This is a genomic window from Microbacterium invictum (genome assembly GCF_014197265.1).
GTDB classification, from domain to species: Bacteria; Actinomycetota; Actinomycetes; order Actinomycetales; family Microbacteriaceae; genus Microbacterium; species Microbacterium invictum.
Map to the genome: position 1 here is coordinate 2859433 of NZ_JACIFH010000001.1, position 21542 is coordinate 2880974.

General features: G+C 70.6%; 20 protein-coding genes. 8 read left to right on the forward strand and 12 right to left on the reverse strand.

Translation table 11 applies throughout. The features are described from left to right. Nucleotides 1-24: 24 nt before the first annotated feature. Nucleotides 25-753: a sigma-70 family RNA polymerase sigma factor gene (locus BKA10_RS13270; protein ID WP_183500340.1), complete on the forward strand. Its 729-nt coding sequence runs from the start codon at nt 25-27 to the stop codon at nt 751-753. Here BKA10_RS13270 and BKA10_RS13275 read toward each other — a convergent pair. Beyond that, nucleotides 687-3116 (reverse strand): LuxR family transcriptional regulator, encoded by a 2430-nt coding sequence (locus tag BKA10_RS13275; RefSeq protein ID WP_183500342.1) that lies wholly within the window; start codon nt 3114-3116, stop codon nt 687-689. The two genes, BKA10_RS13270 and BKA10_RS13275, sit on opposite strands and share 67 nt — an antisense overlap. Next, nucleotides 3113-5560, reverse strand: coding sequence for a LuxR C-terminal-related transcriptional regulator (locus BKA10_RS16970; RefSeq protein ID WP_183500344.1), 2448 nt, complete (start codon nt 5558-5560; stop codon nt 3113-3115). The genes BKA10_RS13275 and BKA10_RS16970 overlap by 4 nt, the downstream gene beginning before the upstream one ends. A 149-nt stretch (nt 5561-5709) precedes the next feature. On the opposite strand from BKA10_RS16970, the gene BKA10_RS13285 reads away from it, so the two are divergent. From BKA10_RS13285 to BKA10_RS13295, 3 genes are all read left to right on the forward strand, one after another. Continuing rightward, nucleotides 5710-6462 (forward strand): SDR family oxidoreductase, encoded by a 753-nt coding sequence (locus BKA10_RS13285; RefSeq protein WP_183500352.1) that lies wholly within the window; start codon nt 5710-5712, stop codon nt 6460-6462. Between the two features lie 61 nt (nt 6463-6523). Continuing rightward, nucleotides 6524-7282, forward strand: a complete 759-nt coding sequence (locus tag BKA10_RS13290) for an SDR family oxidoreductase (protein ID WP_183500354.1) — start codon at nt 6524-6526, stop codon at nt 7280-7282. 100 nt (nt 7283-7382) lie between these two features. Then, the gene (locus BKA10_RS13295; protein WP_183500356.1) at nt 7383-8132 is read left to right on the forward strand and encodes an SDR family oxidoreductase; all 750 of its coding nucleotides are present in this window, start codon (nt 7383-7385) and stop codon (nt 8130-8132) included. A gap of 25 nt (nt 8133-8157) precedes the next feature. Here BKA10_RS13295 and BKA10_RS16770 read toward each other — a convergent pair whose 3' ends face one another. The 6 genes from BKA10_RS16770 to BKA10_RS13320 all read right to left on the reverse strand — a co-directional run bounded on the left by BKA10_RS16770 (nt 8158) and on the right by BKA10_RS13320 (nt 13004). Continuing rightward, entirely contained in the window at nt 8158-8457 is a 300-nt protein-coding gene (locus tag BKA10_RS16770) for an oxidoreductase C-terminal domain-containing protein (protein WP_241740150.1), read from the reverse strand. Nucleotides 8458-8502: 45 nt separating this feature from the next. Then, a complete protein-coding gene (locus tag BKA10_RS13300) occupies nt 8503-9414 on the reverse strand; it encodes an NAD(P)/FAD-dependent oxidoreductase (protein WP_241740149.1) in 912 nt (303 codons plus the stop codon). A 24-nt stretch (nt 9415-9438) separates the two neighbouring features. After that, entirely contained in the window at nt 9439-10362 is a 924-nt protein-coding gene (locus BKA10_RS13305) for an alpha/beta fold hydrolase (protein WP_183500358.1), read from the reverse strand. Next, nucleotides 10359-11177 carry an SDR family oxidoreductase gene (locus BKA10_RS13310; protein ID WP_183500360.1) on the reverse strand — a complete coding sequence of 273 codons (819 nt, stop codon included), beginning with the start codon at nt 11175-11177 and terminating at the stop codon, nt 10359-10361. Before BKA10_RS13310 ends, BKA10_RS13305 begins: the two co-directional genes overlap by 4 nt. Before the next feature lie 78 nt (nt 11178-11255). Then, nucleotides 11256-11999, reverse strand: a complete 744-nt coding sequence (locus BKA10_RS13315) for an alpha/beta fold hydrolase (RefSeq protein ID WP_183500362.1) — start codon at nt 11997-11999, stop codon at nt 11256-11258. A gap of 57 nt (nt 12000-12056) precedes the next feature. Next, nucleotides 12057-13004: an alpha/beta hydrolase gene (locus BKA10_RS13320; RefSeq protein WP_183500364.1), complete on the reverse strand. Its 948-nt coding sequence runs from the start codon at nt 13002-13004 to the stop codon at nt 12057-12059. 135 nt (nt 13005-13139) lie between these two features. On the opposite strand from BKA10_RS13320, the gene dcd reads away from it, so the two are divergent. Next, complete coding sequence (gene dcd, locus BKA10_RS13325; protein ID WP_183500366.1) at nt 13140-13745, forward strand: dCTP deaminase; 606 nt, start codon at nt 13140-13142, stop codon at nt 13743-13745. A 69-nt stretch (nt 13746-13814) separates the two neighbouring features. Here the strand turns inward: dcd and BKA10_RS13330 are convergent, their stop codons facing one another. The 3 genes from BKA10_RS13330 to BKA10_RS13340 form a co-directional block, all read right to left on the reverse strand. Continuing rightward, nucleotides 13815-14249: a type II toxin-antitoxin system VapC family toxin gene (locus BKA10_RS13330; RefSeq protein WP_183500368.1), complete on the reverse strand. Its 435-nt coding sequence runs from the start codon at nt 14247-14249 to the stop codon at nt 13815-13817. Next, nucleotides 14249-14485, reverse strand: coding sequence for a type II toxin-antitoxin system prevent-host-death family antitoxin (locus tag BKA10_RS13335; protein ID WP_183500370.1), 237 nt, complete (start codon nt 14483-14485; stop codon nt 14249-14251). Before BKA10_RS13335 ends, BKA10_RS13330 begins: the two co-directional genes overlap by 1 nt. 79 nt (nt 14486-14564) lie before the next feature. Then, on the reverse strand, nt 14565-15293 hold the full coding sequence (locus BKA10_RS13340; RefSeq protein ID WP_183500372.1) for a MarR family winged helix-turn-helix transcriptional regulator: 729 nt from the start codon (nt 15291-15293) through the stop codon (nt 14565-14567). Between the two features lie 129 nt (nt 15294-15422). Between BKA10_RS13340 and BKA10_RS13345 the strand changes: the two genes are divergently transcribed. Next, on the forward strand, nt 15423-16055 hold the full coding sequence (locus BKA10_RS13345) for a MarR family winged helix-turn-helix transcriptional regulator (RefSeq protein ID WP_241740148.1): 633 nt from the start codon (nt 15423-15425) through the stop codon (nt 16053-16055). A gap of 50 nt (nt 16056-16105) precedes the next feature. Beyond that, nucleotides 16106-18004, forward strand: coding sequence for a BCCT family transporter (locus BKA10_RS13350; protein ID WP_183500373.1), 1899 nt, complete (start codon nt 16106-16108; stop codon nt 18002-18004). Nucleotides 18005-18044: 40 nt separating this feature from the next. Here the strand turns inward: BKA10_RS13350 and BKA10_RS13355 are convergent, their stop codons facing one another. Continuing rightward, nucleotides 18045-19439, reverse strand: a complete 1395-nt coding sequence (locus tag BKA10_RS13355) for an MFS transporter (protein WP_183501212.1) — start codon at nt 19437-19439, stop codon at nt 18045-18047. Between the two features lie 234 nt (nt 19440-19673). Here BKA10_RS13355 and dnaK point away from each other — a divergent pair, with 234 nt between their 5' ends. After that, nucleotides 19674-21542 carry a molecular chaperone DnaK gene (gene dnaK / locus BKA10_RS13360; protein WP_183500379.1) on the forward strand — a complete coding sequence of 623 codons (1869 nt, stop codon included), beginning with the start codon at nt 19674-19676 and terminating at the stop codon, nt 21540-21542.

Below are 21542 nucleotides of genomic sequence, written 5' to 3' on the forward strand. Positions count from 1 at the left end.
CATCCCCTCGCGAGGCTCACCCTCATGAGAGAGCAACTCGATATGCAGGTCGCGGCGGACCGTGCCGCGCGCGACGGGTGGGAGCGCCACCTCGAACTGTTCACGGGCGAGCGACGGCGACTGTTCGGCATCGCCTATCGCATGCTGCGGTCGGTCGCCGACGCCGACGACATCGTCCAGGAGGCGTGGATCAAGTGGCAGCGCGTCGACCTCGAGCCGCTGCGCGACCCGGTCGCATTCCTGGTGACCATCACGACACGGCTCTGCCTGAACCTGGTCCAGTCCGCGTACCGGCGCCGCGAAGTCACCGCCGAGCCGTGGCTTCCCGATCAGACGGCGTCACCGCACGACCCGGCGCACGATGTGGAGATCGCCGATCAGCTGCGAGCGGCAGTCGACCTGCTCGTGACGCGACTCACGCCGGCCGAGCGGGCGGCCTTCGTCCTGCGCGAGACGCTGGACTATCCCTACGCGCGCATCGCCACGCTGATCGGGGCGTCACAGGCCGGCGCGCGTCAGCTGGTCAGCCGCGCACGCCGGCAGCTCACCTCGCCGACGCGCCGCGACATCGTGACAGGCGACCCGCGACCGCTGCTGGTCGCGCTCCGCGACGCGTCACGCGGCGCCGGAACGGAACGTCTCGAAGCTCTTGTGGTCGACGCCATCCCGCGGACCTCCGCGGCCGGTCACCGCCCTTCGCGGCCGGCCCACGCCATCAGGTCGGCGCGCGAAGACAGCCCGAGCTTCGCGTAGATGTGGCGGATGTGGGTCGTCACCGTGTGCGGCGAGATCGACAGCTCTTCCGCGATGCGGGGAGCGGTCGACCCCAGCACCGCCCGGTCGAGAACCCTCCGCTCCGTCGGCGTCAGCCCGTCGGCGGGATGCGCGTCTGAGGCGCCGCCGACCGCGACGCCGTGACCGCGCAAGACCCGTCTGAGCAGCCAGGCATCGCGATGCGCCCCGAACCTCGAGAAGTCGTCGTGCGCCGATTCGACCAGTTCGAGGCCGCTGCGCTCACCGGTCTCGATGAGAAGGATGCCGGCATCGGCCCTCGCTGCCGCAGCCAGGAGCGGGCGTTTCGACCGAGCCCAGTCGTCTGCGACCTGAGTCAGCTGCGCTGCATCGCGCGAGGTGAGTCCCGCCACATGATCGGCGACGGTGCGTGCGAGCGGGTGGCCGCGCGAGATCGCCGCACGATGGGCCGTCCACGTCGCGATGCGCGCGAGGGCATCGGTCAGACCGCTGCGCAGCAGTGCCCGCGCGATCAGGATGTCGTCGGCCGGATCCAGCCACGACACCGGATCGAGCGCATCGGGGTTCGCGCTGGCGCCGACCCGCGACTCGGCCTCGTCGAGAAGAAAGCGCCACCACTCCAGCCGCGCTCGCGCCTCGCTCTGCGGGGGAGTGTCGGCGGCGAGCGGCTCGCGCAGCTCGTGGAGCTCGGCGGCCGCGCCGCGGTGCAGGGCGACCTTGAGTCGCACCGACAGCGCGATCGCCTGAAGCCTGTCCGATGCACCGGGCGGCAGCGCCCAGAACCGCTCGGCAAGGGTCGTCGCCAGCACCGCCTCATCCCAGGCCTCGTCGAGGCGTCCGAGATCCAGTAGCACGAGGCTCCGCTCGGCGTGGACGAACCGGCGCGCGGCCGCTTGCGACCGCCCTTCGAGGTCGACGAGCAGATCGTCGAGCTGCTGCAGCGCCGTGGCGGCGTCGCCGAGCTGCAGTTCGACGTGCGGCGCCCAGATCATCTCCGGCATCCATTCGGCCGTCGGTGCGCCGGATCGCCGCCAGCTCGCCACCGCCTCCTCGGCCAGTGCACGCGAGGCGGAGTAGTCGCCCCGGTAGAACCGCCGGATGCTGTCGCAGGCGACCAGCCGGGAGCGCGATTCGTCGTCCCCCAGGCGCGCAGCCCGGCTGATCGCCTGGGGCAGCAGGGCATCGACCTCGTCGCGGCGGCCGAGGGTCGACAGCAGCCGCAGGTGCACCGCGAGCAGCTTCACCTGGGTCGCCTCGGACACCCCGGGCAAGGTGAGCGCGTGCGTCGTGTGCCGGACGGCATCCTCCGCCGATCCCTCCAGCCGGGCCAGCCACCACAGGGCGCGCGCCTCGGCGTCGCTGCGGCCGTCTTCGCTGAAGACCCGGGCGATCAGCTCTCGGGCGTCGGCTGACCGTGAGGTCTGCCACAGCAGCGGCAGCAGCCGCCAGGTGAGGTCGGTCAGCTGCGGACGGGGCCCCGTGATGAGGTCGGCCGCGGCCAGCCCGTACCGGGCGGCGGTGTCGGGATCGGCGTCGTGGAGGGCCTGAGAGGCATCGGCGAGCACCCGGACGGCCAGGGGATCGTCAGGGGTGGATGCCGCGAGCGCGAGCTCCGCGAGCAGATCGGCCGCAACGCCGCGCCTGTCGAGTACCGCGAGGATGTCGTGCGCGATCGCCCGGCGAACCGTGGCCGGCGGGGGCGTCGCGCGGCTGCCTGCCGCATCTCCGGTGACGAGGACGGCACCGTGCGCGACGCCGGCCAGACGCGGCGACGCGGCCTGCGTGGCGATGACGTCGTCGCGGGACACTCCGGTCAGCTCGGCCACCTCGTCCGGCAGCAGTGCGATGGGGGAGAGTCCGGCCACCTCGAGGATCGTCTGCTCGATGGGCGTGCTGCTCGGACCCGCGGGCTCCGATGACCGCGGCCGCTCCGCTTCGGCGCGGACGACATCACCGCCGATGTGATCGATCGCCCACACCACGGGCAGCTCGGCCGTCTCACCGCGCAACCGGTCGAACTCCACTCGTGCCGACCCGGACGCGTCGTCGGCGCTGACCACCACGATCGTCGGGCGCGCGGTGCTCCGGGTGCGCAGAGCATCCACCAGGTGGCGGCGCAGCACCCCGTCAACTGCCTCGCTGACCACGTGCAGCGAAGCGGCACTGAGCTCGTCCAGCAGACGGGCGAGCACACTCGTGTGCGGCACGACGGGCCCCAGCGCGATCACGTCGGCCCCGGTGGCAGCCTCGGCCACGAGCGCATCGCGCTGCGCGGCATCGTCGAGGTCGACGGTGGCGCCGTGCCCGTCGGCCGCGGCCCGCAGCAGATCGGCGAACGGTGCCGCTTCGGCCTCGCCGGTCATCGGCCGGCCCCGCGGGCCGGGTCCGGCGATCGGATGAGGTCGATCAGCTCGCCGCGGGAGCGTACGCCGACCTTCGCGTAGATGCGGCTCAGATGCACCGACACCGTGTTCGGCGAGAGGAACAGCGCGCGTGCGACCTGCTCGTTGGTGGCGCCCGCGAGCACCGCCTGTGCGACGCGCTCCTGGGCCGCGGTCAGGCCGAGGCCCAGGCTGCTGTCGTCGGCTCGGGCGCGGCTTCCCATGGTGCGGAGCAGCTGCGCGATGCGTGCGGCTTCGCGGTGCGCGCCGAGCTCGGTCCAGGTCGCCGCGGCCGCGTGTAGCGCATCTTCCCGGGCGGGCGGCGCCGAAGTGGCCAGGCCCACATCCTCGCCCGCCTGCGCCGCCAGCAGCCGGCGGCCGATGGCCAGGTAGGTCGCCTGCGCCTCGCGGATCGCGCCCGCGTCGCCGTCGAGCAGCCCCGAGCAGTGCCGGACGGCGGCGCGGAGGAGGATCGACTCGGTCGTCCGGCTCAGCAGCTCGATCGAGGCGAAGTGGCGCAGGGCGCTGGCCCGGTCGGCGCCGTGGAATGCGAACCGGAAGGTCGAGATCACGTCGCTCAGGCCGCGCGCGATCCAGTAGTGCCGGGTGCGGGAGGCGCCCTTCCCGCCGTTCCCGCCGCCCGCTGTCCCTTCGCCCGCCGCCGCGGCGGGGCGGTCGAAGCCGAGGGCGTCGTCGGCGAAGGCGAGGGCGCGTGCCGCGGTCTCGGCGCGCGCGTCATCCTCCTGCAGTCCGCGCTGCAGTGCGGCCCGCAGCTCCTGCAGACGCACGAGGTCCCCCGTCATGCGGTAGACGTGCGTCAGCAGGTTCGCACAATTCGTCGAGACCAGGCCCGGCAGCTGCATGCCCTCGCCGAGCTGGAGCGCGCCCTCCGCGTGCACGGCGGCGGCCGCGAGTCGCCCGGCATCCATCCGCAGAATGCCGGTCATCATCATGAGAGGCGGGATCGCCTGCGCCTGCCCCGCCCGGTGGGCGGCGGCGACCGCTTCGGTCAGCACAGCCTCGGCGTCTTCGGTGCGGCCGAGATCGGCGAGAAGCCGCGTGCGGTAGACAGCCGCCATCCACCACACCGGCCCCTGGTCGGCGCCCCACGGCAGGGGCATCGGCAGGGTCGCGGCGCGAAGTGCCGCGCCCAGGTCGCCCTCCTCGGCTTCGAACAGCGCCTCCGCGAGCCGGCGCAGGCCCTCGGCGCGCGCATCGCCGGTGGCATGCACGAGGGCGTCCACGTCGTGCCGCTGGGCATCGGTGGCCAGACCGCGATAGGTGTCGGCGACCAGCGCCAGGCCCGACAGCCGCGCACGGTCGGCGCTGGTGAGACCGCTGCCGGCGAGGAGAGGGGCCACCGCGGCGCGCGCCTTCTGGGTGACTGCCGCGAAGGTGGCCTCTGCGACGGCGAAGGTGAGCGCCGGACCGGCGCCCCCGTCGAGCACCCCGGCATAGTCGCCGTACGCGGTCGGAACCCCCGACTGCAGGCTGAACGTCGCCGCCCGGGCGGCGACCGCATCGAGGTCGGATGCCGGGAGCCGGCCGAGCACCCGCGTCAGGGCGACGGCGGCGGTGGCCGGGTCGCTCGCGCTCATCAGCTCGCACGCCGCGACCGCGCCGGCCGGCTCGAGGCGGTCGAGGGTCAGCACGCCGGTGCGCACCCCGTCGGCCAGCGCCGCACTCTTCCCGGCGTCGATCAAACGCCTCACGACACGATCGTGCAGGTCGTCGGCCGAGCGCACCGCGTCACCCACGGCATCGCTGAGCACCCGTCGCCGCACGCGCGGGTCGGCGAACCGGAGGTCGCTGTCGTCCTCGACGAGGATCCCGGCATCCATCGCCCTGCGGAAGAACGGCAGCAGCGACGCGACCGGCCGATCGAGTGCGGCCGCCAGATCGGCGGCGTCGATCGGGCGACCGAGCAGGGCGGCGGCGAACAGGTGATCATCGTCCGCCGTCGTCGTCGTGACGGCATCCGGTGCCGCGTCGTCGGGGGCGCCGGGGTCGCCCGGTTCGCCGAGATGCACGATCCAGGCGGCTGCCGCCGGTCCGATCTTCGGGCGCGCGACGGCCACGAGGGCGCGCGAGGCGGGAGCGAGGCTGTCGAGGCCGGCAACCGTGATGAGGATCCGGGGCGTTGCCGCGCCCGGCGCCGAATCGGCGATGGAGTCGTAGAGGCGAGACGTGTCGAGCGGGTGACCGCGATCGACGCGCAGGGTGGGGATGCCGGCATCCGCCGCCAGGCGCTCGGCCTGATCGAGCAGCGCCGTGCCGCGCGCATCGGCGTCGAGATGGACGACAGTGCCCCGGCCGGCACGCAGCTGTGCGATCGCGGCGGAGACGGCTGCTCCGATCGTCTCGGACGACTGCACTTCTTCCCTCTCGACGGCGCCGTTGGTCGTGCCCGGCGGCGGGTCGAGCACTGCCGTGCGCCCCCGGCACTGCCGACATTACCGCCGGGCGGCGCTCCACGGACGCGTCACAGTGCGCAGCGGCATCCGGTCTTCTCTGAAAGGGGCCGCGACCGGTCTGTCGCCGGGACGCGTCGCACGACCGAGAGTAAGGACACGTCATGAACATCACCGTCGTCGGGGGCACCGGGCTCATCGGCACCCTCCTTGTCGCGCACCTGCGCCGCGAGGGCCATCAGGTCGTCTCGGCGGCACGGGCCACGGGGGTCAACTCCTACACCGCCGAAGGGCTGCCCGAAGCGCTCGACGGCGCGCAGGCGGTCGTGGACGTGTCGAACTCGTCGTATATCGACGAGGCCGCGGCGCGCGAGTTCTTCTACGTCTCGACCATGAATCTGCTGTCGTACGGTGCGGCCGCCGGCGTCGCGCACCACGTCGCGCTGTCGGTCGTCGGCACGGACCGGCTTGCCCGCGCCGAAGGCGGATACTTCCAGGCCAAGGCGGAGCAGGAGCGGCTCATCGTCGGCTCCGGTGCGGCGTTCACGCTCGTGCACGCGACGCAGTTCTTCGAGTTCGTCCGCAGCATCACCGACGCGGCGACGCGGGGCCCGGTGGCACGCGTGGCGGCGGCACGAATCCAGCCCATGGCCGCGCGCGACGTGGCCGCCGCCGTGGCCGTGGCCGCCACCGGCGCCCCGCAGGGCGGCATCGTGGAGCACGCCGGACCTGAGGTGTTCGAACCGCGGGCTCTGGCCGAGCGGGAGCTGCTGCACCGGCGCGACGACCGGCAGGTCGAGGCCGACCCGCTCGGCACGTACTTCGGTGCCCGGATCGGCCGCGATGATCTGCTTCCCGGGGCCGGAGTCAGGATCGCTCCCACCCGTTTCGACGATTGGCTCGCGTCGTCACACTGACGCGCCCGGCTCGGTCTGATTGGTGATGCCGCGCACGCGGCCCCGAGAGAAAGGCATGGACATGGCAAGAATCGTCGTCATCGGCGGGACGGGACTGGTCGGCTCACAGGTCGTCGCGAAACTCACCGAGCACGGCCACGAGGCCGTCGCCGCGGCACCCAACACGGGGGTCGACACGATCACCGGCGAGGGTCTGGCCGAGGCGCTGACCGGCGCCGACGTCGTCGTCGACGTGTCGAACTCACCGTCGTTCGAGCAGAACGCCGTCCTGGAGTTCTTCACGACGTCGACGACCAACCTGCTGGCCGCCGAGCGGAAGGCAGGAGTCGGCCACCACGTCGCGCTCACCATCGTGGGCACCAACCGGCCCCAGGACATCCCGTACTTCCAGGCCAAGGTCGCGCAGGAGAAGCTCATCCGCGAGTCCGGCATCCCGTACTCCCTGGTCCACGCCACCCAGTTCTTCGAGTTCATCGGCAGCATCGCCGACATCTCGACCGACGGCGACGTCGTGACCCTGCCCGGTGCGCTCGTGCGCCCCCTGGCCTCGGCCGATGTCGCAACGGCGGTCGCACAGACCGCCGCGGGCACGCCGCGCAACGGCGACCTCGAGATCGCCGGGCCCGAGGAGTTCGGACTCGACGAGTTCGTCCGCCGCGGGCTCGCCTTCCGCGGTGACCCGCGCACGGTCGTGCGCGACGACTTGGCGCCCTACTACGGCGCGGTCGTCGCCGAGCGCACACTCGTGCCGGTCGCCGGCGCACGGATCTTCACGACGCGGCTCGAGGACTGGCTGCCCGTCAACCCGCCGCGCTCGTGACATCGCGCGGTGCCCGGTGTGTGCCCGGCGTCGCGCCCACTCCGACACACCCGTCGCCTCGGCGGGTGTGTCGGCATGCCGAGAGAAAGGAACGAGGCCGATGAAACTGGCAATCGCCGGAGGAACGGGCACGGTCGGACGCCACGTCGTCGCCGTCGCCCGAGATCGCGGGCACGACGTGGTCGTGCTGGCACGATCGCAGGGCACCGATGTGCTGCGCGGAGAGGGGCTCACCACCGCCGTCGAGGGCGCGGACGCCGTGATCGACGTGACCAACCTCACCACCCTGTCGGCGCGGTCCGCGCGCCGGTTCTTCGAGACCGTCACGGGAAACCTGCTGGGGGCGGAGATGGATGCCGGGGTCGCCCACCATGTGGCCCTGTCGATCGTCGGGATCGACGACATCGACGCCTCGTATTACGCCGGAAAGCTGGCGCAGGAGCGTGCGGTCATGGCCGGGTCGGTGCCCTACTCGATCGTGCGGGTGGGGCAGTTCCACGAGTTCGTGGGGCAGCTGCTGTCGGGCATGAACGGCCGGACCGTGGTCATGCCCACGATGCTGATGCGTCCAGTGGCGGCGCGGGAGATCGCCGCGCACCTGCTCACCGTGACCGAGGGCGGCCCGGCGGGTCGCACGGCCGAGCTGGTTGGGCCGCGGGACGAGCGGCTCGGCGATCTCGTGCGCATGCAGCTCGCGTACGACCTTCAGCGGCGGCGTGTGCTCGAAGTGCGCCTGCCCGGCCGGTACGGCAGGGGCCTGGCCTCCGGGGCGCTCCGCGGAACCGGGCGGGAGCTGCAGGGGGAGATCACGTTCGAGAACTGGCTGCGCAGCGACGACCACCGGCGGTGAGTCGCTGCGCAGCCAGTCCGGATCTTCAGGGCGTCGCGGATTGTCCGCGGCGCCCTGCGAACTCCGTCAGGTCGGCCGGCGCCACGGCCGCGGTCACGATGGCGTCGATGTCGGAGGTCGCATCGGGGACGTTCAGCGTCAGACCCGCGTCGACCCGGCCGTCGCGCACCCAGAACGCGGCGAAGGCGCCGGCATCCACATCGCCGCTGACGACCACGTCGTGGCCGCCGTCCGGTGCGACGAACCCCGTGTACTCCATGCTGGTGTCGTACTGGTCGCTGTAGAAGTACGGCAGCCGCGTGTACTCGGCGTCGGACCCCAGCATCGCCTTGGCAGCGTGCGGGCCGGTGCGCAGCGCGGTGGCCCAGTGTTAGACCCGGACCGGCCGCCCCCACCGCGGCGAGGGAATGCTCGCGATGTCGCCGGCGGCGTACACATCCGGATGCGACGTCGCCAGCGTGCCGTCGACGGCGACGCCGCCGCCCAGGTCGGCGGCAGCGATCCGCAGGCCTGCCGCCGCGGCGAGACCGGTGTTGGGCGCCGCGCCGACCCCGGCGACGACGACGTCGGCGTCGAGGACCTCGCCGCTGGCAAGTTCGACGCCGGTGACCTGGCCGTCCACACCGACGATCCGCGTCAGCCGAGCCCGCGAGCGGAGGCGCACACCGTGCCGTTCGTGGAGGTCGCGGTAGAAGGCGCCCACCCGAGGGCCGAGCACCCGTGCGAGCGGTACCTCGCCGCGACCGACCACCGTGACATCGAGCCCGAGTGAGCATGCCGATGCGGCCACTTCCAGTCCGATCCACCTGTCGCCGATCACCACGACCTTCCCGTCGCCGTCCCGCTGGGCGGCCGTCAGGCGCGCGGCGAGCAGATCCGCGTCGTGCACCGTGCGCAGCGTCTGCACACCACGCAGGTCCGACCCGGGCACGTCGAGCGACCGCGGCGACGATCCCGTCGCCAGCAGCAATTTTGCGTACGCGAGGGACCGGCCGTCGGCGAGAGTGACGCGGTGCGCGTCGGGCTCGATGGCGACGGCCGAGAGGCCGATGCGCACATCGGCGTCGTTCTCGCGGTACCAGCCCAGCGCGGGGGTGAACAGCGCCGCACGGCCGGACTCGCCGCGCAGGTAGTCCTTCGTCAGCGGCGGGCGCTCGTACGGGTGGTGAGGTTCGGCGGCGATCACGACGACATCGCCGTCGAAGCCCTGGCGGCGGAGTGTGCGCACGGCGCTGCCGGCGGCGAGCCCGCCGCCGATGATGATGATGGGTTCCTCAGGCATGCTGTCTCGCTCTCTCGTGGTCGATCAGGGGGTTCCGGCGCCGTCACCGGGCGGTTCGGCGACGTCGACGATCAGCTCGGCGAAGGCATGCGGCGCTTCGGCCGGAAGATTGTGCCCGGCGTGGGGTATGAGCCGGTGATCCCGCGGCCCCGTGAACAGGTGCGCGTCGCGCGAGGGGTCGGATGCCGGGAAGTTGCCGTCGGCCAGTCCATCGACGGTGATGGTCGGAACCGCGATCGGCGGACGGCTCGCCAGGCGCCGCTCGAGCTCGTCATACTGCGGCGCCCCGGGTTCCAGACCCAGCCGGTGCCGGTACGAGTGGATGACGACGTCGACGTAGTCCGGGTTGTGGAAGGCGTGCGCGACCTCGTCGAGGTGGGCGTCGGTGAACGACCAGTCCGGCGAATTGCGCCGCCAGATGACCTCCGCGATCTCGCGCCGGTTCAGCTCGAGCCCGCGGCGACCGCGTTCGGTGGCGAAGTACCAGAAGTACCAGAACCCGGCCTCCAGCTGCGGGCTCAGAGGCGCGGTCGACCCGCTGACATCCTGGATCAGGTATCCGTTCGTGGTCACCAGCCCGCCGACCCGATCAGGCCAGAGCGCGGCGACGACACAGGCCGCCCGGCCGCCCCAGTCGTAACCGGCGAGGATCGGCTGCTCGAGGTCGAGCGCGTCGATCATCGCGAGCAGATCTGCGCCCAGGGCCGCCTGCTGCCCGGAGCGCGGGATGCCCGGGTCGAGGAAACGCGTCGGCCCGTGACCGCGCAGATAGGGCACGATGACGCGGAATCCGGCGTCGGTGAGCATGGGGGCAACCTCGGCGTAGCTGTGGACGTCGTAGGGAAAGCCGTGCAGCAGGACGACGGGTTCGCCGTGCGGGTCGCCACCGTCGGCGAATGCGATGCTCAGCTCCCCGGCATCCACGTGCTTGATCGGGAACGCGGTCATGACGCCACCTCCAGGCGCGGGTGGTGGTGCAGTAGGTGACGCAGCTGCGGCATCCCGGGCTTGGACGGCCGATGAGCGTGCAGCCAGTGGTCGAACCGGGTGGGCGCGATGAACGCGCACGGGCCGGGCAGCAGCTCGGTGACGTCGATGTGGGCGCCGAAGTACAGTCCGTCATCGGACTGATCGATGCGGCGCGGGTCGTGGCGGGGCTCGAGCACGGCCCGCACGAAGTCCACCAGCGGGAGGCGGTCGGGCCCGGCGAACTCGATGACGCCGTCCAGCGCCGGCTGATCCGCCACCCGGGCGACGGCCGCGGCGATGTCGTCGGCGGCGATGGGCTGGACGAGGGTGTGCGGCAGCCGGATGCGATCGCCGTGCGTCGCGTCGTCGGCGATCGCCGGTGCGAACTCCATGAACTGCGTGGCGTGGACGAGGGTGAAGGGAACGCCGCCGCGTGCGATCAGCCGCTCGGCGGCGGCCTTGGCCTGGTAGTACGGGATGGCCGGGTGGCGGTCGGTGCCGACCGCGGCGAGCATCACGTGATGGCCCACACCGGCGGCGCGGCCGGCGGCGAGCAGGTTCGTGGTGACAGTGGTGAAATGGCTGCGGACGGCGGCCGGCTCATAGGTGCGCGGTTTCGAGACGTCGACGACGACGTCGGCACCGTGGAGGGTCTCGGCAAGCCCCCTGCCGCTGACCGCGTCGACGCCGGTCGACGGTGCTGCGGCGATGGCGTCGTGACCGGCGCGGGTCAGACGCGTGACGATGCGGCGGCCGACCATGCCGGTTCCGCCGATGACGATGATCCTGGACATGAGATGCCTCCTCGGTTGCAGGGGGTGGAGGGCGACGTCCCGGGAGCGGGGGGTTCGACCGGGACGCCGCCCCGTGTTTCAGGCGGTGGACGCCGCGCGCCGCGCGACGTACGCCTTGCCCGCCTCGGCGATGGTCGCCGCGACCGCGTCGGGCTGCGACACCGTCAGGGCGTGTGATGCCCCCGCGATCTCGCGGGTGCCGCGCGACGCGGCGCGCTCGGCGCCGGCGCGGTGGACGGCGACCGGGATGTTGAGGTCCTGGTCACCGAACACGTGCCAGGAGGGGATGTCCTTCCAGGCCGGACGGGTCGTCGGCAGTCCCTCCGACAGCGCCGCCTCGGTGACGGGGCGCTGTGTGGCTGCCATGAGCGTTGCCTGCGCGACCGGGACGTCGGCGGCGAACTGCGCGGGGAACACGTCCTGGCGGATGGCGAACTCGTTGCCGCCGCCGTCGACCGGGTAGGCCGTCAGAGCCTCGCCCAGGGTGCTCCCGGGTGCGCTCGTCGACAGGGCGAATGCGCTCTCGCCGGTCTCGGGGACGAAGGCCGCCACGTAGACGAGGCCCACGACCGAATCGTTATCGGCGGCGGCCTCGGTGATGACCAGGCCGCCGTACGAGTGGCCGACGAGAATGACGGGGCCGCCGATGGCGGCGATCACGTCGCGGACGTAGGCGGCGTCGCCGGCGAGGCTCCGCAGCGGGTTCGCGGCCGCGACGACGGTGACGCCCTTCTCCTGCAGGCGCGCGATGACGCCGTTCCAGGAGGCGGACTCGGCGAATGCGCCGTGGACCAGGACGACGGTGGGCTTCTGATCGGACATGGTGGTTCCTCTTTCTTGGGGGTGGGTGGATCGGGTATTGCGGATGGGTCGATCGGGTCAGTGGCCGAAGGCCTTGCGAAGGTTGTGGATGGCCTGCTCGACGGCCGCGGTCGTCGCGGCGGACGGGCGCAGCGGGTTGAGCATCATGAAGTCGTGGATGGTGGCGTCGTACCGCACCAGGGTCGTCCGTACGCCGGCGGCGATGAGCTTGCGTCCGTATCCCTCTCCCTCGTCGCGCAGGACGTCGTTCTCGTCGACGATGAGGAAGGTCTCGGGCAGGCCGGTCAGCTCGTCGGTCGGTGCCTGCAGCGGTGAGGCCGTCACGTCCTTGCGAGCGTGGTGGTCGGGGAGGTAGCAGTCCCAGAACCAGGCCATCGCGTCGGCGCGCAGATGGTAGCCCGCTGCGAACTCGCGGTAGCTGGCGGTGTCCTGCCCGGCATCGGTCACCGGGTAGTACAGCGACTGGTGCACGAACGCGACGTCGCCGCGCTTCTTCGCGAGGATCGCGAGCACGGCGGCCATGTTGCCCCCGACGGAGTCGCCGGCGACGGCCAGGCGCGAGGCGTCCAGGCCCAGCTCGATGCCGTGCTCGGTGATCCACCGTGCCGTCGCGTATCCCTGCTCGATCGCCACGGGGTGCTTCGCCTCGGGTGAGCGGTCGTATTCGACGAACGCCACGGCCGCGTGCACTCCGGTCGCGATCTCGCGCACCAGCCGGTCGTGGGTGCCGGCGTTGCCGAGCACCCAGCCCCCGCCGTGCATGTACAGGACTGCCGGCAGCGCCCCGGCCGCGTCGAGCGGCTTGACGATGCGCACGCGCACGTCGCCCACTTCGGCGGGAACGGTGATCCACTCCTCGTCGACGTCGGGCTTGTCGACGGGTGCGGCCTGCACGGAGTCGAGGAGTTCGCGCGCGCCGTCGACGCCCAGGTCGGCGAGGAATGGCGGCTTCGAAGTGGCCTCGGCGAACGCCTGGGCTTCGGGTTGCAGGGTGTGGTCGAGCATGAGTGGTCCTCTTCCTTCGTCGGGTGCGGCACCCGGTGGCGACAAGGCCCAGCGGGCCGGATACAGACAGGACCGTGGTCGCCGTGCGTATGTGACGCGCGCGGCATCCACCGGAGCGCGCACTACGCTGAGGGAGTGCTGCTCAGTGACCGAGACATCCGCGCCGAGATCGATGGAGGCCGCGTCGGCCTCGAGCCGTGGGACCCGGCGATGGTCCAGCCGTCGAGCGTCGACGTGCGCCTGGACCGCTACTTCCGGTTGTTCGACAACCACAAGTACCCGTTCATCGATCCGGCCGAGGACCAGCCCGACCTCACCCACCTCATCGAGGTCGACCCCGACGAGGCGTTCGTGCTGCACCCGGGCGAGTTCGTGCTGGGTTCGACGTTCGAGCAGGTCACCCTGCCCGATGATGTCGCCGCACGGCTCGAGGGCAAGTCGTCGCTGGGCCGCCTGGGCCTGCTGACCCACTCGACGGCGGGCTTCATCGACCCCGGCTTCTCGGGACACGTGACGCTGGAGCTGTCGAACGTCGCGACCCTGCCGATCAAGCTGTGGCCGGGGATGAAGATCGGGCAGCTGTGCTTCTTCCGACTGTCGTCGCCGACCGAGTCCCCCTACGGCTCGGGACCCTACGGCAACCGCTACCAAGGCCAGCGCGGTCCGACGGCGTCACGCTCGTTCCAGAACTTCGTACGCACCGACGTCGGTTCGACCGACAGCGGGTCGCGCGGCGCCTGACGCACGTATACGCGGGCGCCCCGACGGCGCGCTACGACGGCGAGGTCGGGGCACGCAGCGAGGGGCTGATCAACGCCGAGCTTCGGCACCCATGTCGGGCAGAACCTCGATGCCCGCCGCCGCCGCCGCATCGGCAAGTCGGCGGTCGAGCGTCGCGAGTGGGAGGCCGAGCCGCTCGGCGAGCAGCAGATAGGCCGCGTCGTAGACGCTCAACCCGTGGCGAAGTGAAGCTGCGACCAGTGCACTCTGGTCGACCGGGCGTTCGTCGATACGCAGGGGAAGCGCAGACTGCAGCTCAAGACACCGGGATGCCTGTGCTTCGCTGAGACGGCCGCGGCGGTGGGCAGAGACCACCACGTTCGCGGTCTCCTGGACCCACAGTTGCGGCGCAATCATGGTGTCATTCGACGAGATGATCCGCGCGAGCACCTCGTCGGCGTCCGCAGACTGCTCATCCGGCAACAGCCACGCGAGTGTGACCGACGTGTCGACGACGACCGGCATCAGTACCGGCGCCCCTCGTCTACGAGTGCTCGCACGTCGACCGGCTCGTCGCCCAGACCGTCGCGGAACGTCCGCACATCCTCGAGGAGGTCCCGAGTGTCACGCCGAGCATCGATCGGCACGAGCCGAGCGACCGGGCGTCCGTGCTTGGTGATCGTGATGGATTCGCCCGCATCCGCGCGTTCGAGGAGGGCGGACAGATGGGTCTTGGCCTCGTATGCACTCACCGTACTCACGTGGTCAGTCTAGTCTACGACTGGTCTAAATACCGGCGCCCGCCCTCGCTGCGGGGGCGGGCGCCGGTAGGAAAGGTACTCAGGCGGTCTGGGCGTCGCGGCCGCGGGTGAACCCCGCGTCGAAGCCACGCTCGTACGCGCGCTCGGCGGCGCGGTGCTCGCGTCCACCGCGGTCTCGACCGTGGCCGAAGCCGTCTCGACCTTCACGGCCGCAGTCGTCGCCGCGCCCGAAGCCGCGGGGCCCGACGTGGGAGCGTCCTGGGGCGAACCGCTCGCCCGGGCCGTAGTCGGCGTCCAACGCCGGGCCGAAGCCGCGGCGGCGGTGACCCCGCTGGCCGCCGTGCCCGAACCCGCGGAGACCGCGGCTGAAGCCACGCTCGGGCGCGCTCTCATCCCAGCCGAGCTCCCGGGCGATCGCCTCGAGGGTGCGGACGGCGGTCGCGAAGTCTTCGTCGGGCACGCTGCCGGCGACCTTCGTGCGGATGCCGGTGACGGCGGCACTGAGACGCTCCTTGGCGGCCCGGCCCTCATCGGTCAGCGTCCAGGACCCCTCGGTCTCGGTGACCCAGCCGCGGTCGACGAGGCGGCGCAGCTTCTTGCCGCGTCGCTCGAGGTGCTCGATCAGTTCGGGTGCGTCGACGTCGCCGTCGAGCACGTTCAGGATGCGCCAGTCACGACGCGTGATGTCTTCGTCGGCGAACGCCGTTTCGAACTCCCGGGCGATCAGGCGGTCGACGATGCGCAGCCAGTAGCCGAGCGGCCGGGATGTGGGGGTGGTGTTCTCAGTGTTCTCGTATTCGGTGTTCATGGAAAAGTCCTTGTCGTTTGGGGGATCGGGCCGCCCGATCGGCGCCCTGTCGATTACATGTCATCTGGCATGTATATGCAGTATGACATGGAGTTCCGGAACATGTCAAGTCGCATGTAAATTTGAGGCATGACCGACTCGGACGCCTCAGCCGCTGAACTCGATGCGCTCATGGCTGCGCTGGCGCAGCTGCGTGGCGGTGGTCCGGGTCCGTTCGGTGGCCGACCCGTCGGGCCGGACGCGCCCTCCGAGGCGAGCTCCTCCGGTGGCGGCTGGGGTCCGCGCGGCAATCGCTCGCGCGGCGGCCACCACAGTCACGGCGGCCCCCAGGGCCACGGGCCCTTCGACGGCACGCATGGCTCCGGTCCATTCGGCCCCGGCCCGTTGGGCCGCGGGGGGCGACTGGGCGGACCGGCGCGGCTGCGGCTGCTCGATGCGCTCGCCGCGGCATCCCACCCCCTCACGGTGAGCGAGGTCGGCGAGTCGATCGGGGTGGATCAGCCCCGTGCGTCACGCCTGATCCAGCAGGCCGTCGAACTCGGTCTCGTGCGGCGCGAAGCCGACCCCGACGACGCACGCCGCACGCGGGTGGCGCTCACCGATGAGGGTGCGCGCGTCGCCCGTGGCCTGCGCGGCCGGCGCCGCGAGCAGCTGTCCTCAGCGCTCGCAGATTTCTCCATCCAGGAGCGCACCGACCTCGTGCGACTGCTCGCGAAGCTCGCCGCGGCGTGGCCGGATCCACCCTCGCGGCACGACCGCTGATCCAACGCAACCCCTTTCGGCGCCGGAACGGCGCTCGCTAGGGTGACCGCATGGCGACCCAGGTGAAGGACGCGACCTCGAAGACTGGACGCACGTCGGCGATCGAGCGCTGGGTCTTCTGGCCCGCGGCCGTCGTGATCCTCGCGTTCACCGCGTTCGCGCTCATCGCGCCGCGCCTGGCCGAGGCCGTGTTCGCGAACATCCAGTCCACGATCGTCAACGCGTTCAATTGGTACTACGTGCTGATCGCGGCGTTCTTCGTCGCGTTCGCGCTGTTCCTCGGGTTCAGCAAGTACGGCGACATCCGCCTCGGCGCCGACGACGACAAGCCCGAGTTCTCACTCGGCGCCTGGTTCGCGTTGCTGTTCGCCGCCGGCATGGGCATCGGCCTGGTCTTCTACGGCGTCAGCGAACCGCTCAGTCACTTCGTCACGCCGCGGCCCGGCGTGAGCGGCACTCCGGAGCAGCTCGCCCAGGCAGCGCTCGGCCAGACCTATTTGCACTGGGGCGTGCAGGCATGGTCCATCTACGTCGTGGTCGGGCTCGGCCTCGCCTACGCGATCCACCGGCGCAAGCGCCCGATCTCCATCCGCTGGTCTCTGGAGCCGCTGCTCGGCCGCCGCGTGCGCGGGACGTGGGGCAATGTCGTGGACGTCATCGCGCTCGTGGGCACCATGTTCGGAGTCGCGACCTCGCTCGGTCTCGGCGTCCTGCAGATCTCGGCGGGCCTCGACTCGACGGGAATCGCCGAGCCCACCGAGACCCTGCAGGTCATCATCATCGGCGTGATCACGCTGTTCGTCCTGGCATCCGTCCTCTCCGGCGTCGCGAAGGGCATGAAGTGGCTGTCGTCGTTCAACCTGATCCTGGCGGCGATCCTGGTGGTCTACCTGCTGGTGCTCGGGCAGACCGAGTTCCTGCTGCGGGAGTGGGTGCAGTCGATCGGCAACTACATCCAGAACTACGTCGGGCTGTCGTTCAATGTCGGCGCCTTCCAGGGCACCGAAGGCGAGCAGTGGCAGGCGGCATGGACGTCGTTCTACTGGGGCTGGTGGATCTCATGGGCACCGTTCGTCGGCATCTTCATCGCCCGCATCTCGCGCGGGCGCACCGTCCGGCAGTTCGTCGCCGGCGTCATCATCGTGCCTACGCTCATCACGATCCTCTGGTTCGCGGTGCTCGGCGGCTCGGCGGTGTACATCGAGCTCCATCAGCCCGGCGCGCTGACGCAGGCCGACGGCACGGTGAACGTCAACACCGCCCTCTTCCAGATGCTGGAGTTCTTCCCCGCATCCAACGTGCTGACCTACGGCGTCATCCTGCTGATCGGCATCTTCTTCATCACCTCGGCCGACTCCGGGGCGCTCGTGATGGGCATGATCGCCACCGGCGGCCAGCTCGAGCCGCAGCGGTGGGTGCGCACCTTCTTCACCCTGACGACCGCACTGCTGGCCATCGCGCTGCTGCTCACCGGCGGCCTCGTGGCGCTGCAGACCGCGGCGATCATCATCGCCCTGCCGTTCAGCGTGGTCATGCTGCTCATCTGCTGGTCAACGGTGGTCGCCTTCGCCCGCGAGCGCCGGGCCTACGACCGCGCCGCACGCGCGCAGTTCGTCGACCACATCGGCGAGTACTACGGCCTCGAGGTCGAAGAGCCGACGAAGCGCGGCGTGATCGCCGAACCGGCGTGGATGCGCCGGCTCTCGCGCGTGCTGGCCCGGCGCATGATGCCGCCGGCGCCGATCGTCCCGGCGCCGATCGAGCCCGGGGTGCGCCATGCGCGACCCGAGTCGCTCGCGGCAGAGAACGCCGAACCGGACGGCGTGCCGACCGACGACGTCGACTCGATCGTGTCGCAGGACCCCTTTGTCGGTCGCGACGCCGACGACATCCCGGATCGCACGCGCACGGCGCGTGGCCACGATCCGCTGTCGGGTGGGCGTGGATGAGTGAAGTGGATGCCGGGAGTGCGGCATCCACTCGTCTCGGCTACCCGATGTCGGCGATCCGCTCATGCCGCGGCAGCCGGACCATCAGCAGCAGCACCAGGCCGATCGCGAGGATGATCACGATGCCGAGGATGCCGAAGTGCGTGGCGCCGAACGCGCCGATGAACAGCGCCCACAGCAGCGGTGAGAGGAAGCTCATGACCCGGCCGGTGGTCGCGTAGAGGCCGAAGATCTCGCCCTGCATGTCGCCCGGTGCGAGCCTGGCGAGCAAGGCGCGACTCGATGCCTGGGCGGGGCCGACGGCGGCCGAGAGGATGATCCCGCCGACCCAGAAGATCGTCTTGCCCCCTTCGCGGAAGAAGAAGACGAACAGGGCGCTGACGATGAGAATGGCCAGGGCCCAGACGATCACGTTGCGGGCGCCGAACCGGTCGTCGAGACGACCCGCGATGATCGTCGAGACGCCGGCGACGAGGTTGAGAGCGATGCCGAACACGATGACCTCGGTCGCCGAGAATCCGAACGACACGGCGGCCAGCACGCCGCCGAACGCGAACACGCCGGCCAGTCCGTCGCGGTAGACGGCGCTCGCGATGAGGAACCACGCGGTGGGGCGGTTCGTGCGGAACAGCGCCCCGATGTCCTTCACGAGGACGACGTAGCCCCGGAAGAAGCCGACCCGCGGGCGCTCGGGGTGCGGCGGCGCCTCGGGGACGAAGAAGAAGAACGGCAGTGCGAACACGATGGTCCACACGGCGGCGCCCAGCGCGATGAGGCGGTAGGCGAGGCCATTCGAGGTGTCCATGCCGAACCACTCGAACTGGGTGAGCACCACGACGATCACAAGGGCCAGGATGCCGCCGATGTAGCCCAGGCCCCAGCCGAGGCCGCTCACCCGGCCGACCGTCTTGGGTGTCGAGACCTGCCAGAGCATCGCGTTGTAGTTGACGCCCGCGATCTCGGAGGCCACCGAGCCGAGCGCGACCACGATCGCGCCGTACCAGAAGAAGACCGGATCGGTGAAGGTGAACAAGAGCGCGAACTGCATGAGGGCGAGCGCGATCGTGCCGCCCATCACCCAGCGCTTCTTCGTGCCCGCGGCGTCCGCTCGCTGGCCGAGCACCGGCGCGAGCAGCAGGACGAGGATGCCGGCGGCGAACGTGACCCAGCCGTACCACGCCGACAGGTCGGACAGTCCCTGGCAGTAAGCGGTCGCGGCATCCACCGCCCTCGAGCAGACGAGCTCGCCGTCTTCGTTCAGCGCAGCCACTTCGGGGGGAAGGAACGCGTCGGAGACGAGGTACAGCGAGACGAAGACGAAGGTCAGGATGACCGAGTTGAACGGCTGTGTCGCCCAGTCCCACAGCGCCCACGACCGGACCTGGCGGCGGGTCGGGGCGGTGGTGTCTGCGGCGGGCTGATCGGGAAGCGACATGTTCGTCACGCTAGGACCCTTCGGTGAACTCCAGATGCCGCCGCGCTGCGGCGCGTGCCCAGGCTATCGGGCGGCGCACGAACACGCGTCATCAAAACTTGATACGAGTCGTATCAAGTTCGTTTTGACATGTGGGATGCCGGGGTCTATTCTGAAACCTGGATGAAGTTGAGTCGGTCTGGCTCATCTTTGATCCCTCAGACTTTTCCACGATCCACAAGAAGGAGAACACACATGGCACGTGCAGTGGGTATCGACCTCGGGACGACGAACTCCGTCGTCTCCGTCCTCGAGGGCGGCGAGCCGAAGGTCATCGCCAACGCCGAAGGATTCCGCACGACCCCCTCGGTCGTCGCCTTCACCAAGGACGGCGAGGTGCTCGTCGGCGAGACCGCCAAGCGCCAGGCCGTCACCAACGTCGACCGCACGCTGACCTCGGTCAAGCGCCACATGGGCACCGACTGGAAGAGCCAGTCCATCGACGGCAAGAACTACACGCCGCAGGAGATCTCGGCTCGCATCCTCCAGAAGCTCAAGCGCGACGCCGAGGAGTACCTGGGCGACACCGTGACCGACGCGGTCATCACCGTCCCCGCGTACTTCAACGACGCTGAGCGTCAGGCCACGAAGGAAGCCGGCGAGATCGCGGGCCTCAACGTCCTGCGCATCATCAACGAGCCCACCGCTGCGGCCCTCGCGTACGGCCTCGACAAGGGCAAGGAAGACGAGCTCATCCTGGTCTTCGACCTCGGCGGCGGCACGTTCGACGTGTCCCTGCTCGAGGTGGGCAAGGATGACGACTTCTCGACCATCCAGGTGCGCTCGACCTCGGGCGACAACCGCCTCGGCGGTGACGACTGGGACCAGCGTGTCGTGGACTACCTGATCAAGCAGTTCAAGGACACCACCGGTGTCGACGTGTCGGGTGACAAGATCGCCCTGCAGCGTCTGAAGGAAGCGGCTGAGCAGGCCAAGAAGGAGCTCTCCAGCTCGACGTCGACCAGCATCAACCTGCCGTACCTGTCGCTCACCGACTCAGGGCCCGTCTCGCTGTCCGAGACGCTCACCCGCGCCAAGTTCGAGGACCTCACCAAGGATCTGCTCGACCGCACCAAGAAGCCGTTCGCGGATGTGATCCGCGAGGCCGGCATCAAGGTCGGCGACATCGACCACGTCGTGCTCGTGGGTGGATCGACGCGCATGCCGTCGGTCGCCGAGCTGGTGAAGCAGGAGACCGGCAAGGACGCGAACAAGGGCGTCAACCCGGACGAGGTCGTCGCCGTCGGCGCCGCGCTGCAGGCCGGTGTCCTCAAGGGTGAGCGCAAGGACGTGCTGCTCATCGACGTCACCCCGCTGAGTCTCGGCATCGAGACCAAGGGCGGCATCATGACCAAGCTCATCGAGCGCAACACGGCCATCCCGACCAAGCGCAGCGAGACCTTCACCACCGCCGACGACAACCAGCCGTCCGTGGCCATCCAGGTCTTCCAGGGCGAGCGCGACTTCACGCGCGACAACAAGCCGCTGGGCACGTTCGAGCTGACCGGCATCGCGCCGGCTCCGCGCGGCATCCCGCAGGTCGAGGTCACCTTCGACATCGACGCGAACGGCATCGTGCACGTGTCCGCCAAGGACAAGGGCACCGGCAAGGAGCAGTCGATGACGATCACCGGCGGCTCGTCGCTGCCGAAGGATGACATCGAGCGCATGGTGCGCGAGGCCGAGGAGCACGCCGCCGAGGACAAGAAGCGTCGCGAGGCCGCCGAGGTCCGCAACCAGGCCGAGACCCTCTCGTACTCGATCGAGAAGCTCATCGCCGACAACGCCGACAAGCTGCCCGAAGAGGTCAAGACCGAGGTCCAGGCTGACGTCGACGCGCTCAAGACGGCGCTCGCCGGTGACAACGACGACGCGGTCAAGGACGCGTTCGACAAGCTGAACCAGAGCCAGGGCAAGCTGGGCGAGGCCATCTACGCCTCGTCGCAGGCTGACCAGGCTCCGGATGCCGGTGCCGAGGCGCCCGCAGGCGACGAAGGTGCGGCTTCCGCTGAGGAAGACGTCGTCGACGCCGAGGTCGTGGACGACGAGGACGAGACGAAGTAG